We start from the raw sequence: 15594 nt of genomic DNA on the forward strand, positions 1-15594 counted from the left end.
TGAATCCTCTACAATTATAATAAATATTAGTAGCAATTTTCAAATATAATTATATAGAAAACGTTTTTAATAGTAAAATTATTTATTTATAATCGATATCATAAGTATAAACTTATAGTGTTAATAATTAGAGTATTAGCCTTTGTAAAAAATCAAAAAATATAAAAAATTTGTCTAAAATCAATATAAAAAGCATTTAGGTAAAAGCTTTTCCTATTCGATAAATTTATAACCAATTCTTTTCTCAAACTAATTATTAATTTTCATTTTAATTTCCTCGTCTTTTTTCTATCTTTGGACTTTTGCAACAGCCCTATCTAATTCTTCCATTTGGAAGTGTTACTATTTCTGTTTTGTCTTTTGGAAATTTTTTATTGTTTTTTAATGATGCAAAAGTAAGGGCATTTTTGTCGTATTTTTTTCTTACATCATAAATCACCTTGTCCAATTTTTCTTTTTTTACTATTTTTTTATAATCGGAAAATAAGTCAGTTTGGGCTGGGATTTTTTCGTCTACTAAATTTATTGCTCTAATTCCTAGTGCCCTTATGGGAAAGTTCCACTTGTATTTTTTCTTAAAAAGTTCTATTGCTTTTTCTGAAAGAATTATGGAAGATTGGGTTGGATTATTTATTGGCATTTGAAATTCAAAAGAGAATAAATTATTGTCCCTAATAAAAATTTGAACTCCCATAGAAGAAAGATTTGCTTCCCTAAGTCTTTTTGAAACATTTAATGCCAAAATTTGAAAAATATTGTAAACTTCCTCATTTGTATATAAGTCTTCAACAAGAGTTGATGAATTTCCTATGGTTTTTATTACTTCCCTATAGGAATAATCTTTTACCGGCCTATCGTCAAGACCATTTGCATATTGCCACAAATAAAGTCCATTTATTCCCAAAATTCCTCTTATTGCATCAGAATCTGTTTTTGCAAGATCTCCCAAAGTATAAATTCCTATACCATTTAATTTTCTTTTTGTAGCCTTTCCTATTCCAATTATAGAAGAAATATCCAAGGGCCAAACTATTTCTTTGAAATTTTCTTTTTTTATTATTGTAGTAGCGTCAGGTTTTTTTAAATCAGAACCAAGTTTTGCAAAAACTTTATTAAATGAAACTCCAACGCTTACACTTATTCCCAATTCTTTTTTCATTCTTTCTCTTATTTGAGCCGCAATTTCTTCTCCATTTCCAAAAAGTTTTAAACTTTCGCTTACATCAAGCCAACATTCATCAAGACCAAAGGGCTCAACCCTGTTTGTATAAGAATAATAAATTTTTCTTGCCTTTCTTGAAAATTCTAAATATTTTTCATAGTGAGGAGGAACTAAAATCAAATTTGGACATTTAATTTTTGCTTGCCAAATTGCCTCTCCCGTTTTTACTCCCATAATTTTTGCTTCTTGACTTTTTGCAAGAATTATCCCGTGCCTATTTTTTGGATCGCCTGCTACTGCCATTGCCTTGTTTTTTAATTTTGGATTTAATTTTGCTTCGATTGATGCATAACAAGAATTCATATCTGAATGTAGGATTGTTCTAATCATTTTTTCCTCCTTGAACTTAAATGACTGATATTGTATAATTATGACATTAAATGACTTAATTAAATTTTAAGACGCTAAATGTCTTTTGTCAAGGATTTTAATGACGTAAAAGTCTTTGAGTGTCTATTGAAGGAGAAAATATGAGTTTTGGACCTAAGTTAAGGCAACTTCGTGAAAATAAAAATCTAACCCAAGAAGAGCTAGCAAAACTTGTTGGCGTTTCTTTAAAAACTATTTCAAGATATGAAACAGGAGAATCAAAACCTAGATATAGAAAAATTTATGACAAGCTTGCAGAAGTTTTAGATACTAGTCACGATTATCTTGTAACTGATGAGGATAATTTTATTCTTAATGCCAGAGAAAAATACGGCTATAATGGAGCAAGGGATGCAAAGGAAATGGTTGATGGTGTAATCGGTCTTATGGCTGGTGGAGAAATAGATGAGGAAGATAAAAAAGCAATTCTTGATTCTATCCAAGAGGCCTACTATATTGCAAAAAATAAAAATAAAAAATACAATCCTCACAAAGATTAGGTGAATTATGTCTTTTTTCTACGATCAAATTTTTGATGATGTAAAAAAATTAATAAAAAAATATGACAGCCGAGATCCGAGGGAAATTTTAATTCAAAGAGGGGTAAATATAATTGCTTTTAAGGAAAATACAAAGCTTTTGGGCATGTACAAAATTATAAAAAGAAATTCTTTTGTTTTTTACAATCCCTTTGTTGACAGAAGAATTCAAAATATGGTTTTTGCTCACGAATTAGGCCATGACCTTTATCACAGAGACATGGCAAAAAATGAAAATCTGATTGAATACGAGCTTTTTGATATAAATAGCGAAATGGAATTGTGTGCAAATATTTTTGCAGCCCATCTTCTTTTGGATGAGAAAGAACTTATAAATGATGTAAAAGAAGGCTACACCTACAATCAGCTAGCCTCAATGCACGATGTAAATGTAAATCTTATGATTTTCAAATTAAATGAAATGCACAGAATGGGGATGAAAATCAAAAAAGAAGAAGCAGATTCTAGATTTTTTAAGGATATTAACGGAAAGGATATAAGAAATCATGATATATACTGATGAAATTATAAATAATCCGGTAAAACTTTCCCATTATTTGATAGAAAATAGGGTTGAAAATAATATAAGAGCCTGCGATATGACAGCTGGAAACGGAAAGGATTCAAAGTTTATTTTGGATAAGAAAAATCCAAAAATTCTGTATGCCTTTGATATACAAAAACTTTCACAAGAAAGATGTAAGAATCTTATAGGCCAAAGGGAAAATTTTAAATTTATCCTTGATGATCACAAAAATATTGAAAAATATATAGGAGAAAAAATTGATCTTTTTATTTATAATTTGGGATTTTTGCCAAAAGGTGATAAATCAATTACAACAAATTATAAGTCCGTCATAAAATCACTAGAGTCGGCTTTAAATCTTTTAAATGAAAAGGGCCTAATCCTAATAACTTTTTATCCAGGCCATGAAGCTGGCAAAAATGAAGCTTTATATGTTTGTGATTTTCTAAAAAATTTGGACCAAAAAAAATTTCAACTTATAAAATATGATTTTTTCAATCAAATTAACAACCCTCCCTTCTTAATTTCTATAAGAAAAGTGTAAGTTAAAATATTATTTGTTATAATTAAAAAGGAAAGGATAATTAGATGAAAAAAAGAAGACTTTTTCCCTTTGCTATCATTTCAATTTTACTAATTCTTGCTTTTTTGAATTTTACTAGCCCCAAAAATGCTGATAAAATCAATCTTCCAAGCCTTGAAGAAAAAAAAATGAAAGACTTAACAAAGGATGAATATATAGAAGATTTTGAATACGCCTACAATATTTTGGAAACTTACTATCCTTATTTTGATATAAATAAGAAAATAAATGGTATTGATTGGCTAGGCAAAAAAGAATCTTTCAAAAAATATATTGGTGATTCAAAAAATGATGTGGACTTTGCTTTGAGAATGAATAAAATTTTGTATGAGCTTAACAACGACCACACCCAAATAATTGATCAAAATCAAGCGGTTGAAATGTATATAACTTATTATAAAATGCCAGAAAATGACTGGCGTCATTATTTAAGTCATATATACGAAAAGGAAAATGTAAGAAGAAGATATGGTCTTGATAATAAAAAAATTAACGACTATTTAAAATTTAACCAATATGAAAATGGTCCAAAGGCTAACGAAAAAAATAATATAGTTGGAAAATCAAAGAATAATTCAAATGAATTTAATACAGAAAACCTAGAAACAAAAGATATAGATAAAAATATTGGATATTTTAAGATAAATTCTATGACAAATTATGATTATTCCACAAAAGATCAAAAAATCTTAAAATCTTATCTCAAAAAAGCAAAAAACAAAAAAGCCTTGATTATTGATATAAGAGGAAATTCAGGTGGAGATTCCAGATATTGGCAAGATTTTATTCTTCCTCTAATAATTGAAAAACCTTACTCAACAAATTACTACTCATTTATTAAAGACGGTGAATTAAACAAAAGAGTTATAAGCCAAGAAAAATATAAGGAAGGTGTGAGTGAATTTTTAAATTCAAGTAATTTTTCAAATGATACCAAGGAAATTCTTTCAAAGTTTGACTATTACACAACCTACCCAATGCAAATAAATCCAAGTGAAGATTCTATCAATTTTAATGGAAATATTTATTTACTAATTGATTCAACAGTATATTCATCAGCAGAAATGCTTGCAAGTTTTTGCAAGGAAACAAAACTTGCAAGTCTTGTAGGAAGTCAAAGTAACGGTGGAGGAATCGGAACCGATCCTTTGCAAATTGATTTACCAAATTCAGGCTATGTATTAAGATTTCCAAAAGAAATAGGCCTAACTGAATCAGGTTATATAAATGAAATAGAAAAAACAAATCCAGATATAAGCATAGATTCAAACAGGTATGATGATTTAAAAGATCAACCCATAATACAAAAAATAATAGAAATAGAAGGCTAAGGCCTTCTATTTGCTTATATAAAAATATAAAGTATAATTTTTTAGTTGATAACTTTTCATAAAAAAAGGAGTAATAATGAGTCTTTTTTCAATTTTAATACTAGCAATCGGTCTTAGCATGGATGCTTTTGCAGCAAGCATTTGCCAGGGACTTCAAATAAAAGAAACTAGCATAAAAAATACCCTTAGCATAGGTCTTTGTTTTGGAATTTTCCAAGGTCTTATGCCCGTACTCGGATATTTTCTAGCATCAAGCTTTGCAAATTCAATCAAAGCGATCGATCATTGGGTTGCCTTTATTTTATTATTTATAATTGGTTTTCAAATGATAAAAGAATCAAAAGATGCAAGCTGTGAAATAAGCCACGGCCTAAGTTTTAAATCCTTATTTTCTCTTGGAATTGCAACCAGTATTGATGCAATGGCAGTTGGAGTTTCCTTTGCATTTTTGGATGTAAATATTTTTTCTTCAAGTTTAATAATAGGATTTACAACTTTTATTCTCTCATCAGTAGCCTTTAAAATAGGAAATAAATTAGGAATGAGAAGCAAGCAAATTTCTGAGCTTATTGGTGGAATAATTTTGATTTTACTAGGAACAAAAATATTAATCGAGCACTTATTTTTACAATAAGTGCTTTTTATTTGCAATTTAAAAACTTCCAATTACTTGGAAGCAATTAATTGGAAGTTTTTAATCTTATTTTTATTTAAATTTCAAATATTGGTAATTTTTCTAAATATATTATATCATCCCTATTAGCTGCATCTCCTTCTGCAAGGATGGCAAGTTTTTGCACGACTTTTCCGCCGGCTTTTTCTACCAAACTTTCTAGGGCATTCATTGATTCGCCTGTTGATATTACATCATCTACTAGGGCTATTTTTTTTCCTTTTATTTTTTCAACATCTTTAAAGTCCAAAAATAATTTTTGGATATTTTTTGTTGTAATTGAATTTACTTCTACATATATTGGATCATTCATATAGGCTTTTTCAGATTTTCTTGCTACTACAAATGATTTTTCTCCTACATTTTTTGCAATTTCATGGGCAAGGGAAATTCCCTTAGCTTCTGCTGTAAGAATTATATCGGCATCAACTTTTTTGCTAAGTTCTAAACCTGCTTTTTCTACAAGCTCAGCATCTCCCAACAAAACAAATGATGCAATTTTCAAATTATCTGATATTTGTATAATTGGTAAATTTCTTTCTAGTCCACACACTTTTAATTTGTAATAATCCATAAAATCTCCTATAAAATTATAAATTTAAGAATTACTCCAGCAACAAGTCCAATAAAAGGATCGCTTGCTGCAGTTGTTGCCATAGCTATACCTGCAACTAATATTGTATCACCACCAGCTGCAAAAGCAAGATTAGCATTTGTTGGAACAGTTACAAGAGCTCCAAGTACAAATAAAAATCCGTGGATTGATTCTCCTGGAACATATTTTCCAAGTTTTGGCAAAAATCCCATAAACATAATTACACCAAGAATTGCCATCATCAAAACTCCAGAATTTACTGGATTATCGCTTGCTCCTGTAGCAGAAATTATAGCCTCAACTGGCGCTCCCCCAAAAAGTGAAGAAACAGAATCTGCAAGACCTGAATAAATTGTCAAATGGTCAATATTTGCAGTCAAATTTCCATCTCCAAGAGAAGCTGTAATGTTTCCAAAAGCAATATTTGCACCGATTGTAAGACAAGCAAGGGATAAAGACCCTCTGATTACCTTTTTATTTAAAATAGGTTTTTTAACTGAAAGTTTTCTCTCTTCTTTTTTGATATCTTTTCCAATTTCCATTTTCATAATATTTGCATAAATAGATGAAATTACAACAGAAATTATAATAGTATAAACAAGATTTCTTCCTGAAAGAAAATAAGTTATAAGTGCTGAAATTATAGAAATCAAGCTTACCATCCTAGTTTTAAGTTTTAGACCATCAATTGCAATTTTTGAAAGAATAAGTCCAACTCCTGCCATCATTCCATTTAATACATAAACTCCTGCCAAATCTACAATAAAATTTAGGCTTCCTGTAATGCCAAGAATGGACATAATAATTCCTGCCCAAAATACAACGGACAATCTCTCCCTGATATCATCCCCATAAGATCCTGCAAGAGCAATTGTTTCAGCTTGCATGGAAATTGGTATTGGTGATTGTAAAAGCACACAAGCAATTACTCCAACAGCAAAACCAAGTGAAGTAGGAAAGGCAGAAAATCCTACAGAAAGAGCCAAAAGTGCTTGGGGAATTCCGTTAATTACCACTCCCAAGGCCGCCATAATGTCATTAAAAGTCATAAATCCTCCTATAAATTTATTTCAAAATACGTCACAATTATACCCTAATAAAAAAATAAAAAAAGACAGATAAAAATCTGCCTCAGAGCGTAGACAAAGTCAGTTTAATAATTCATTAATGATTTAAAAATAAAATCACGCTAAAACCCATCTCGACTAGATAAATATGCCTTGATTTGGCATATTTATCCCTAAAACAAGTGTGATAACACGAAAAAGTTTGCGAAGCAAACGTGTTTTAGTGTGAGTGAAGCGAACGCATGGAGAGATCTCATGAGATTTCTCCGCTCGTTGCACTCGGTCGAAATGGAAAATTTTTTAGTTTGTCAATGGTCTGAGACAGATAAAAATCTGCCTTAACTTTATAATTTTTCAACTTCTGGATAGTCAATTCCCTTTGTATCGACTGTAACTTTTTTAATTTTTACATCTTCAAGAGGCTTGTCATTATAATCCGTTTTTACATTTGCAATTTTGTCAATCTCATCCATACCTTCAATTATTTTTCCAAATCCTGCATAATCTCCATCAAGATGTGGACTTTTTTTGTGCATTATAAAAAATTGACTTCCAGCAGAATCTGGCATAAATGATCTTGCCATAGATAAAACTCCCTTATCATGAGCTAAATTATTTTCAAAACCATTTGATGAAAATTCTCCTTTGATTGAATATCCAGGTCCTCCCATTCCACTTCCTTGTGGATCTCCTCCTTGAATCATAAAATCTTTTATAATCCTGTGAAAGATTAGCCCATCATAAAAATTATTTTTTATTAAATAAATAAAATTGCTTACAGTGTTTGGGGCAATTTCTGGATATAATTCAGCTTTAAAAACTTTTCCATCTTCCATTTCAAATGTAACTATTGGATTTTCCATTTACATCTCCCTTTATTTTTTATTTTCTCTTTCATTTCTATCATTATCAATATCCTTTTTATCATCTGGTAAGGATTCGACACTTGTATGGACAGAAGACCTTTCATAAGAATCTTCTATTGCCATCATTTTATTATTATACTCTTCTCTTTTTCTTTTTTCGTCAAGAAAAGATTCCACTTTTCCTATATCAAAATCTTTGACCAATTCTTTTATTTTTAATTTTTTATCGTAAGAATAATTATTTTTAATTTTTATACTTTCTTTTTTTGTATTGATTTTAATATTAACAGAATTATCCTTGTATTTTAAGGTATAATAATCTTTTTTTCTTATTTGATCAAATTTATTTACAAAATTTTTAATCAAACTTCTCTCATAATCTTTCTCTTTGATTTCTTGCATCTGATCAGCAACCAAAGCTAGGGCATTTTTGCACTTTTCTTGATATTCTTTTACAAGATTTTTCTCCAAATTTTTATTTAAATCTTTGAAATCATCCTCGTCGATATCATCATAATCAAAATGAGAAATGGCATAATAATCCAAGGCATTTTTAACTTTAGGATCAAGCTCAACCCACTCAGATGTCCTATCCTTATTTATTATCCAAGAATATTTGCTATCAATTTCAATATTTTCTCCATCAATATCCTTAGATAACCTAATTCCTGTGTAATTTCCTGACTTAAAATCAATCAAAATATCTACAGAAGTTTTTTTATCCTTAAATAGAGTTTTTATTTGATTTTTATCACAAATCTCCCTTAATTTGTCCTTAAATTCCTTAGCCTTATTCATATAGCCTCCTATTTTTCTAAAACTTTAGCCTATTATTAATATTACCCTAAATTTTGGTGGCAATTGTAAAATTTATTTTACCTTTTTATTTATGGCATAAAATAAACTAAGAGCTGAAAATATCAAAGATGCTCCTTTAGAATAAGAAAGATATCTCTCTTCCCAAAAACTTGCGTACTTATCTTTGTAAGCCTTAAGTCCTTCAAAAGAATAATAGTGATCACCCAATTTAAAAATCGTATAAACCATTCTTTCTTGCAAAAATGAATGTCTCATCACTCCAACATTAGAAAGAGGAGCCATGCCCAAGTCAAAATATTTAATATTGTTTTCTTTTAGGTATGAAAAAATGTTTATAAACAAATAATCCATCAAGCCATCAACATTTTCTTCATAGCGCATAAGATCAATTGTCGCCCAATTTTTATAATAAATTGGACAAAGATTAGCAAAGGCTATTATTTTTCCATTAGGATTTTTAACAAGAGCAATATCACCAATATTCAAATAATCCCTATCAAAAAATCCCAAAGAAAATCCTTTTTCCTTGCTATCACCAAGCCAAGAATTTGAAATTTCTTGGAGTCTTTTTATAGTTTTTCCATCAAAAGGTCCATTCAAAACCTCAAAAGTATACCCATCTCTAGAAATTTTATTTATAGTTTTTCTAAGATTTTTCTTTTTCTTACCCTCAAGATTAAACTCTTCAAGATCAACATTGGCATTTTCACCAAATTTCATAAAATTAAAACCATATTCATGAACCTTCATGGTTATGTCCTTGTTTATTTCATAAAAAACAATATTATAACCCAAATTATCCGCTTCATTAATAAATTCATCCAAAAGTTCATTAAAATATTCTTCATTACCAATAGGATCTCCCATGACAATGACCTTATCTGCTACAGTCCTAATTTGAAGGCATGCCAAGTCCTTAGAATCCTTGTTTAACCAATAAAGATCCTTGTCATCCAAAAATGATAAAAAAGCTTCCTTTGATCCACCTTGATTTTTCAATAAATTTATATACCTATCATAATCATATTTCTCTCCAACTTTTATCTTTTTCCCTTGCAAAAATCTAACCAAAAGATAAGAAATAAAATAAATTATAGAGATAGTCACAATTATAGAAATAAAGCTATATTCAAAAGGAATTAAAATAAAATCATCAGCCTCACTTATATTTACATCAATAATAGATCCATGCTTTAAAATCTTCCAGACATAAACTATAAGCATGAAATTTGCCAAAAATAAATCAACAAACCTGTCCTCACTTGCATAAATAAATTGTTTGGTACAAAGTTCATCTTTTGTAAAAAGATTAATCACAAACATAAAAATAATATAAATTAATGTTGAGAGACTGTAGCCTGTAAAGAAAGCATACAAAAAAACAAGAATCATTATTATATTATTTAAAACAAAGGATTTTTTTTGCCTAGAAATATAAGCCCTTGCCATAATTATAAAAATAAAGCCAAAAAGCAAAGATGGAAATTGATAAATTGCCGAAGCTCTTATAGGATTTAACTTAGTTAAAATTCCTCCCCCATAGGCCTTATCAGGTAAAGTCGCTGCCAAAATCATAAAAAGCCCAAAGATATACATCAAAAATGTATCTGTGACAAGAAGAATGTTTTTTACAAGTCTTTTAACAAAATCCAATTCCTTAAACTCAAAAGCATTTGAAAAGTTCTTTGTAAAAAATACAAAGGCAAGGCAAAATGGCACAATATAATAAAACATCCTATAAAGAAGTATCCAAGTAAGTGCCAATTCTTGATCAATTCCTTGACTTTTCAAAGCAAACAAAATTATAAGATCAAAAGATCCAATAGCACCAGGAATCATAGAAATATATCCAACAATATTAGCTACAACTACAAGAGTAGATAAAGTAAAAATATCAAACTTTACACCCATCAAGATTCCTATTACTACAAAAGTACTCATTACTCCGAACCATTCAGCAATTGAGATAAAAAATAATTTCATTTGATTTTTTTTAGAAAATTTGATTTTTCCAAAAAAAGATAGACCAATTACTACAGGAAGATACAAGCTTGCTCCTATAAGCAAAACTACATACTTTTCCAAATTAGGATTTGAGTTAAAACTTATAGAAATTAAAGAAATAATAGAAAAAAATGATAGACCACAAGGTAAAAATACCAAAAGTTCAATAATTTTTTTCACAAGTTTTGTAGGCTCATGACCCTTGCCATAAAAAGCTGACCTAAGACCAATTGAAATAAATCCACCAAGTCCCAAGACATCATTGAAATTATTAATACAAAAGCCAGTTTCACCTATATATTTTTTATCATAATCATTTCCAATCTCATCATTAAAAATAAAATCATACAAAGAGGCAGGAATATTTGCAAAAATTCCATAAATTCCCATTAGAAGTAAAGTAATAATCGATAAATTTGAAAAAATATATTTTACATCTTCAACTTTTATTTCCTTTGATATTTTTCTAAATTGTATAATTACAAGAATTAAGACAGATATAAAAAAAATGCTTTTAAAAATTTCTTTAAATTTACTTAATTTTTCTTTCATTTCTTTCCTCGAATTAAAATTTGAGATATTTTAAAATATAATTTTAAAAAAAGACGGGATTGCCCCGTCTTTTAAATATTTATTTTATTTCAAATTCTAAGCTAATTAAGCTATTACTTTAGAAACAACTCCTGAAGCAACTGTTCTTCCACCTTCTCTTACTGCGAATCTTAATCCTTCTTCAAGAGCGATTGGTTTTTGTAATTTGATTTTGAATGTTGCGTTGTCTCCTGGCATTACCATTTCTGTTCCTTCTTCTAGTTGGATGTCTCCTGTTACGTCTGTTGTTCTGAAGAAGAATTGTGGTCTATAGCCTGAGAAGAATGGGGTATGTCTTCCTCCTTCTTCTTTTGTTAGTACGTATACTTGACCTTCGAATTCTGTGTGTGGGTGTACTGAGCCTGGTGCTGCTATTACTTGTCCTCTTTGGATTTCGTTTCTTTGTACTCCTCTTAGTAGTAATGCACAGTTATCTCCTGATTCTGTTACGTCTAGTGATTTGTGGAACATTTCGATTCCTGTTACTACTACTTCTCTTGTTTTGTCTGTTAATCCTACGATTTCTACTGTTGATCCTAGTTTTAGGGTTCCTCTTTCTACTCTTCCTGTTGCTACTGTTCCTCTTCCTGAGATTGTCATTACGTCTTCTACTGGCATTAGGAATGGTTGGTCGTTATCTCTTTCTGGGATGTCGAAGTATTCGTCTACTTCATCCATTAGTTGAAGAATTTTATCTGACCATTCGCCTTCTCCGCCTTCTTGTAATGATTTTAATGCAGATCCTACTATTACTGGTGCATCATCTCCGTCGAATTCGTATTCTGATAGTAAATCTCTTACTTCCATTTCTACTAATTCGATTAGTTCTGGATCGTCTACTTGGTCTTCTTTGTTTAGGAATACTGCGATTTTTGGAACTCCTACTTGTCTTGCTAATAGGATGTGTTCTCTTGTTTGTGGCATTGGACCGTCTGCAGCTGATACTACTAGGATTGCTCCGTCCATTTGTGCTGCTCCTGTGATCATGTTTTTAACGTAGTCAGCGTGGCCTGGAGCATCTATGTGTGCGTAGTGTCTGTTTTCTGTTTCGTATTCTACTACTGATGTGTTGATTGTGATTCCACGTTCTCTTTCTTCTGGTGCTTTATCGATGTGTTCGTAGTCTACGTATTCACCTGTTCCATATTTTTTGTTTAATGCTTGGGTGATTGCTGCTGTTGTTGTTGTTTTACCGTGGTCTACGTGTCCAATTGTACCAATATTAATATGTGGTTTACTTCTTTCAAATGTTTCTTTACTCATTTTATCCTCCTAATTCTTGTTTAAAACTTCTTCTTTTACACTTTCAGGTACTTGAGCATAATGATCAAATTGCATTGCATATGTTGCTCTACCTTGAGTCTTACTTCTTAGATCTGTTGCATATCCAAACATTTCTGAAAGTGGAATGAAAGCATCTAATACGTGAATTCCGTCTTTTGGGTTCATTCCATCAATTTTTCCTCTTCTTGATGAAACATCTCCCATTACATCTCCTAGATATTCATCTGGAGTTGTAATTTCTACTTTTTCCATTGGCTCAAGTAAAACTGGTTTAGCTTTTGCTACTGCATTTTTAAGAGCCATAGATCCTGCCACGTGGAAGGCAACTTCTGATGAGTCTACTTCGTGGTATGAACCATCGAATACTTCAACGTGCATATCAACCATTGGGTATCCACCAAGTATACCTTGTGTAGCTGCTTCTCTAACACCTTCTTCAACTGGTTTGATGTATTCTTTTGGTATTGCTCCTCCAACGATTTTAGATTCGAATGTAATTCCTGATCCTTCTTCGCCTGGCATAATTCTTAGAACAACATCACCATATTGACCAGAACCACCGGATTGTCTTACGAACTTACCTTGTGCTTCTGCAGGTCTTGTTATAGATTCTCTGTAAGCTACTTGTGGATTACCTATATTAGCTTCTACTTTAAATTCACGAAGCAATCTATCAACGATAATTTCAAGGTGTAATTCTCCCATTCCTGAAATTATTGTTTGTCCTGTTTCTTCATCTGTTTTTGTAACAAATGTTGGATCTTCTTCTGCAAGTTTTTGAAGTCCTATAGCCATTTTATCTTGACTAGCTCTTGTTTTTGGTTCAATTGCTACAGAGATAACTGGGTCTGGGAATTCCATATTTTCAAGAATGATTGGATCATCTTGAACACAGAGTGAATCTCCTGTTGTTGTGTTTTTAAGTCCTAGAAGAGCTACAATATCTCCACAGTAACCTGTTTCGATTTCCTCTTGTTTGTTTGAGTGCATTTGTAGAATTCTTCCAACTCTTTCTCTTTTACCTTTTGTTGCATTGTAAATATATGAACCTGATTCAATTGTTCCTGAATAGATTCTTGCATATATTAACTTACCTACATATGGGTCTGTTACTACTTTAAAGGCTAAAGCTGATAGAGGTTCTTTATCTCCAGGGTGTCTTTCAAGAACTTTTTCGTCATCTTTTGGATCTGTTCCTTGAATATCTGGTACATCTATTGGACTTGGCATGTAGTCAACTATAGCATCAAGTAATGCTTGTACACCCTTGTTTTTGTAAGCTGATCCACAAAGACATGGGAAAATTTTCTTATCAATTGTTCCCTTTCTTATTGCATTTTTCATCTCTTCTTCAGTAACTTCTTCACCTTCAAGATATTTCATCATGATAGTGTCGTCAATTTCTGATAATTCTTCTAAAAGATTTGCTCTAAATTCTTCAGCTTTTTCTTTTAAATTTTCTGGAATTTCGCCTTTGATTGGGTGAGCTCCTAAGTCTTCTGTTTTGTATGTTACAGATTCCATTGTTACTAGGTCAACTACACCTTCAAATTCAGATTCAGCTCCTATAGGAATTTCTATAGGTACTGCATTTGCTTTTAATTTTTCTTTGATGGTATCTACAGCCATATAAAAATCTGCGCCTGTAGCATCCATTTTATTTATAAAACAAAATCTTGGAATGTCATATTTGTCAGCTTGTCTCCAAACTGTTTCAGATTGTGGTTCTACACCACTTTTAGCATCAAAAAGTGCTACCGCACCATCAAGAACTCTTAGAGATCTTTCAACTTCTACTGTAAAGTCTACGTGGCCCGGTGTATCTATGATGTTAATTCTGTGACCATCCCAGTAACATGTTGTAGCAGCAGAACCGATTGTGATTCCACGTTCTTTTTCTTGGTCCATGGAATCCATTACTGCTGTACCATCATGGGTATCACCTATTTTATAAATCTTACCGGTATAATACAACATTCTTTCTGTAACTGTTGTTTTACCAGCATCGATATGTGCCATGATACCAATATTTCTGGTTTCTTTTAATGAGACATCTCTTGACATTGATCCCCCTAATATCTATAGTGTGCGAAAGCTTTGTTAGCTTCTGCAGCTCTGTGCATTTCTTCTTTACGTTTAACACTGGCACCAGCATTATTTGATGCGTCTAAAATTTCTTTAGATAATCTTTCTACCATAGTTTTTTCACCACGTGCTCTTGAGAAGTTAACTAACCATCTTAAACCTAAAGTTTGTCTTCTTTCTGGTCTAACTTCCATAGGTACTTGGTAGTTAGCTCCACCGATTCTTCTAGCTTTAACTTCTAGTGTTGGCATAATATTCTCTAAAGCTTGGTAGAATACTTCTAATGGATCATTTCCAGAAGTTTCTCCAACTATATCGAAAGCATCATAAACTATTTTTGTAGCAACACCTTTTTTACCATCTAGCATAACATTGTTGATAAGTTTTGTTACAACTCTATCGTTATACTTAGCATCAGGCATTACCTCTCTTTTTGGTATATGTCCTTTTCTTGACACTTTGCTTCCCTCCTTTACAAATTTAGTAATATCTTTAGTACTCGACCATAAGGCCTAAAACGACCTTAAAGCCGTTCGTGTGCACATATACTTTATATAAACTAGTACATTATGCACTACATCTAAATACTACTAATTTTCTTTTTTAGCTCCGTATTTAGATCTACCTTGTTTTCTTCCTTCTACTCCTGCTGTATCAAGAGTACCTCTTACGATATGGTATCTAACACCTGGAAGGTCTTTTACTCTTCCTCCTCTTATTAATACAACAGAGTGTTCTTGAAGATTGTGTCCGATTCCTGGTATATAAGAAAGAACTTCTGCACCATTTGTAAGTCTTACTCTGGCAATTTTTCTTAAAGCTGAGTTAGGCTTTTTAGGTGTAACTGTTCTTACTGAAGTACAAACTCCACGTTTTTGTGGTGATTGAGATTTAGTTTGTCTTCTTTTAAGTGTATTGAAGTTATAACCTAAAGCTGGTGTATCTGATTTTTCCTTAGTAGTTTTTCTACCTTTTCTAACAAGTTGATTAATTGTAGGCATAATGCACCTCCTTTTTTCTAAATTTTAATCATCTTAAAA

15 protein-coding genes are annotated in these 15594 nt (G+C 31.0%); 5 read left to right on the forward strand and 10 right to left on the reverse strand.

The features are described 5' to 3' along the window. Positions 1–313: 313 nt before the first annotated feature. Complete coding sequence (gene dinB, locus BN3265_RS07035; protein WP_058990846.1) at positions 314–1552, reverse strand: DNA polymerase IV; 1239 nt, start codon at positions 1550–1552, stop codon at positions 314–316. 140 nt (positions 1553–1692) lie between these two features. Here dinB and BN3265_RS07040 point away from each other — a divergent pair, with 140 nt between their 5' ends. The 5 genes from BN3265_RS07040 to BN3265_RS07060 all read left to right on the forward strand — a co-directional run bounded on the left by BN3265_RS07040 (position 1693) and on the right by BN3265_RS07060 (position 5204). After that, positions 1693–2091, forward strand: coding sequence for a helix-turn-helix domain-containing protein (locus tag BN3265_RS07040; protein ID WP_058990848.1), 399 nt, complete (start codon positions 1693–1695; stop codon positions 2089–2091). 7 nt (positions 2092–2098) lie between these two features. Beyond that, on the forward strand, positions 2099–2650 hold the full coding sequence (locus BN3265_RS07045; protein ID WP_058990850.1) for an ImmA/IrrE family metallo-endopeptidase: 552 nt from the start codon (positions 2099–2101) through the stop codon (positions 2648–2650). Further along, positions 2637–3200, forward strand: coding sequence for a tRNA 5-(aminomethyl)-2-thiouridylate-methyltransferase MnmM (gene mnmM / locus BN3265_RS07050; RefSeq protein WP_058990852.1), 564 nt, complete (start codon positions 2637–2639; stop codon positions 3198–3200). Before BN3265_RS07045 ends, mnmM begins: the two co-directional genes overlap by 14 nt. Before the next feature lie 44 nt (positions 3201–3244). After that, complete coding sequence (locus BN3265_RS07055; protein WP_058990854.1) at positions 3245–4570, forward strand: S41 family peptidase; 1326 nt, start codon at positions 3245–3247, stop codon at positions 4568–4570. A 76-nt stretch (positions 4571–4646) separates the two neighbouring features. Next, complete coding sequence (locus BN3265_RS07060) at positions 4647–5204, forward strand: manganese efflux pump MntP (RefSeq protein WP_058990856.1); 558 nt, start codon at positions 4647–4649, stop codon at positions 5202–5204. Between the two features lie 76 nt (positions 5205–5280). On the opposite strand, the gene BN3265_RS07065 is transcribed toward BN3265_RS07060, so the two are convergent. The 9 genes from BN3265_RS07065 to rpsL all read right to left on the reverse strand — a co-directional run bounded on the left by BN3265_RS07065 (position 5281) and on the right by rpsL (position 15555). Beyond that, a complete protein-coding gene (locus tag BN3265_RS07065; RefSeq protein ID WP_058990858.1) occupies positions 5281–5817 on the reverse strand; it encodes a phosphoribosyltransferase family protein in 537 nt (178 codons plus the stop codon). Positions 5818–5825: 8 nt separating this feature from the next. After that, entirely contained in the window at positions 5826–6887 is a 1062-nt protein-coding gene (locus BN3265_RS07070; protein WP_058990860.1) for a hypothetical protein, read from the reverse strand. A 362-nt stretch (positions 6888–7249) separates the two neighbouring features. Further along, positions 7250–7768 carry a peptidylprolyl isomerase gene (locus BN3265_RS07075; RefSeq protein ID WP_058990861.1) on the reverse strand — a complete coding sequence of 173 codons (519 nt, stop codon included), beginning with the start codon at positions 7766–7768 and terminating at the stop codon, positions 7250–7252. A gap of 12 nt (positions 7769–7780) precedes the next feature. Then, the gene (locus BN3265_RS07080) at positions 7781–8569 is read right to left on the reverse strand and encodes a hypothetical protein (RefSeq protein ID WP_058990863.1); all 789 of its coding nucleotides are present in this window, start codon (positions 8567–8569) and stop codon (positions 7781–7783) included. A 72-nt stretch (positions 8570–8641) separates the two neighbouring features. After that, complete coding sequence (gene mprF, locus BN3265_RS07085) at positions 8642–11146, reverse strand: bifunctional lysylphosphatidylglycerol flippase/synthetase MprF (RefSeq protein ID WP_058990865.1); 2505 nt, start codon at positions 11144–11146, stop codon at positions 8642–8644. Positions 11147–11251: 105 nt separating this feature from the next. After that, complete coding sequence (gene tuf, locus BN3265_RS07090) at positions 11252–12448, reverse strand: elongation factor Tu (protein ID WP_058990866.1); 1197 nt, start codon at positions 12446–12448, stop codon at positions 11252–11254. A gap of 9 nt (positions 12449–12457) precedes the next feature. After that, the gene (gene fusA / locus BN3265_RS07095) at positions 12458–14533 is read right to left on the reverse strand and encodes an elongation factor G (protein WP_058990868.1); all 2076 of its coding nucleotides are present in this window, start codon (positions 14531–14533) and stop codon (positions 12458–12460) included. 8 nt (positions 14534–14541) lie between these two features. After that, a complete protein-coding gene (gene rpsG, locus BN3265_RS07100) occupies positions 14542–15012 on the reverse strand; it encodes a 30S ribosomal protein S7 (RefSeq protein WP_058990870.1) in 471 nt (156 codons plus the stop codon). Between the two features lie 132 nt (positions 15013–15144). Beyond that, entirely contained in the window at positions 15145–15555 is a 411-nt protein-coding gene (rpsL, locus tag BN3265_RS07105; protein ID WP_058990872.1) for a 30S ribosomal protein S12, read from the reverse strand. Positions 15556–15594: the final 39 nt, after the last annotated feature.

This window comes from Anaerococcus rubeinfantis (genome assembly GCF_001487145.1).
GTDB classification, from domain to species: Bacteria; Bacillota; Clostridia; order Tissierellales; family Peptoniphilaceae; genus Anaerococcus; species Anaerococcus rubeinfantis.